General features: G+C 68.5%; 5 protein-coding genes. 3 read left to right on the top strand and 2 right to left on the bottom strand.

All coding sequences use genetic code 11. From position 1 onward, the window contains the following. On the top strand, positions 1–465 hold a 465-nt coding region (gene menA, locus ADBZ5U_RS16215), incomplete at its 5' end, for a 1,4-dihydroxy-2-naphthoate octaprenyltransferase (protein ID WP_526811913.1). Positions 466–498: 33 nt separating this feature from the next. Beyond that, entirely contained in the window at positions 499–891 is a 393-nt protein-coding gene (locus ADBZ5U_RS16210) for a RidA family protein (protein ID WP_526811911.1), read from the top strand. Between the two features lie 26 nt (positions 892–917). On the opposite strand, the gene ADBZ5U_RS16205 is transcribed toward ADBZ5U_RS16210, so the two are convergent. Then, complete coding sequence (locus tag ADBZ5U_RS16205) at positions 918–1,226, bottom strand: DUF4229 domain-containing protein (RefSeq protein WP_526811909.1); 309 nt, start codon at positions 1,224–1,226, stop codon at positions 918–920. A 51-nt stretch (positions 1,227–1,277) separates the two neighbouring features. On the opposite strand from ADBZ5U_RS16205, the gene ADBZ5U_RS16200 reads away from it, so the two are divergent. After that, the gene (locus ADBZ5U_RS16200; RefSeq protein WP_526811907.1) at positions 1,278–1,439 is read left to right on the top strand and encodes a hypothetical protein; all 162 of its coding nucleotides are present in this window, start codon (positions 1,278–1,280) and stop codon (positions 1,437–1,439) included. A gap of 16 nt (positions 1,440–1,455) precedes the next feature. Here the strand turns inward: ADBZ5U_RS16200 and ccsA are convergent. Beyond that, positions 1,456–1,652 (bottom strand): cytochrome c biogenesis protein CcsA (gene ccsA, locus ADBZ5U_RS16195; protein ID WP_526811905.1); only part of this gene is annotated, 197 nt, incomplete at its 5' end.

Raw genomic sequence — 1,652 nt, 5'->3', positions numbered from 1 at the left:
TACGGGTACGCCGGCTTCGGCGAGGTCGCGGTGTTCGTGTTCTTCGGCCTGGTGGCCGTGCTGGGCACGCAGTACACCCAGGCCCTGCGGACCGATTGGGTGGGCCTGGCGGCGGCGGTGGCGATCGGTGCGCTCTCCTCGGCGGTCCTGGTGGCCAACAATCTGCGGGACATCCCGACCGACCGGGTCGCGGGCAAGATGACGCTGGCGGTGCGTCTGGGCGATGCCAGGACCCGGGTGCTCTACCAGGCGCTGCTGGGTCTGGCCGCGGTGATGACCCTCCTGCTCGTCCGGGCCACCCCGTGGTGCGCGCTGGGTTTCCTGGCGCTGCCCCTGGCGGTGAAGGCGGCCGGGCCGGTGCGTGCCGGCCGCGGCGGACGGGAGCTGATCCCGGTGCTGCGCGACACCGGGCTGACGATGCTGGTGTGGTCGATCGCGGTGGCGGCGGCGCTGGCCCTGGGCTGACCGACACGTCCTGACAACCGGCGAAGGAGACACATGGCAGCGGACAAGCTGATCTCGAGTGGCAGCCCCTGGGAGGCCACGATCGGCTATTCCCGGGCGACGGTCGCGGGCGACTACGTGCACGTGTCGGGGTCGACGGCCAGTGTCGGCGGCGAAGTCCGGCACCCGGGTGACGCCTACGGCCAGACCCTGGTGGCGCTCAATGACGTCATCGCCCCGGCACTGGCTCAGGTCGGTTATTCGCTGGCAGACGTGGTGCGTTCGCGGGTGTTTCTGGTCAGCGCTTCGGATCTCGATGCGGTGTCCAAAGCCCACGGTGAGGTGTTCGGGGAGATCAGGCCGGCCGCCACCATGGTCGCCGGCGTGACGATGGTCGACCCGGCGATGCTGGTGGAGATCGAAGTCGACGCCTGGAAACGGAGCTAGTCCGATTCGGCGGGGTGTCGCGTCACCTAACCGTCCTGCTCGCCCCTCAACCGGGCCTGCAACTGTTCGCGCTCCCGCCGGCGACGTTCGTCGACCTCGGCGATGCCCGCGGTGGCACGCCGGCGCAGCGGGGCCAGCAGCCAGATCCCCAGCGGCAGGGCCAGGATGATCGCGAACAACATCGCCACCACCAGCGGGATCTGAACGCCGATGGGCTGCGCCGCGAAGAAGATCGCGGCGGTGAGCGCGGCCACCAGCGCCAGCCGGGCCAGCGTGTAGACGACCACGTCACGCACGATACGGCCGGTTGCGCCGCCCGCCTGATTCTCGGTCACGGCGGGAAGCCTACCGACACGCGTATATTCGGACCAAGGAGGTTTTCATCAGTGGTTTACCTGCTGCTCATCCTGGTTGTCGCCATAACGGTCTACGTCGCCCTGCGGGCGGCGAAGGCGAAATCCGCGCGCCCCGCCCCGCGGGTGATCGGACCCGACGACGACCCGGATTTCCTCTGGCGACTCAGCCAGGGCGACAACAACCCGCGCTGACCGCGAAGAAACCGGGTCAGTTCACTCCCGCGTAGGAGTGCAGTCCGACGGTGACCAGGTTGATGAAGAACAGGTTGAACACCATCGCCGCGAATCCGACGACATTGATCCAGGCCGCCTTCTTGTCGCGCCAACCCGCCGTCGACCTCGCATGCAGGTACGCCGCGTAGATCACCCAGGCGATGAACGACACCGTCTCCTTGGGGTCCCAAC

Source organism: Mycobacterium sp. (assembly GCF_040398885.1).
Lineage (GTDB): Bacteria > Actinomycetota > Actinomycetes > Mycobacteriales > Mycobacteriaceae > Mycobacterium.
This window is presented reverse-complemented; position numbering and strand designations above follow the sequence as displayed.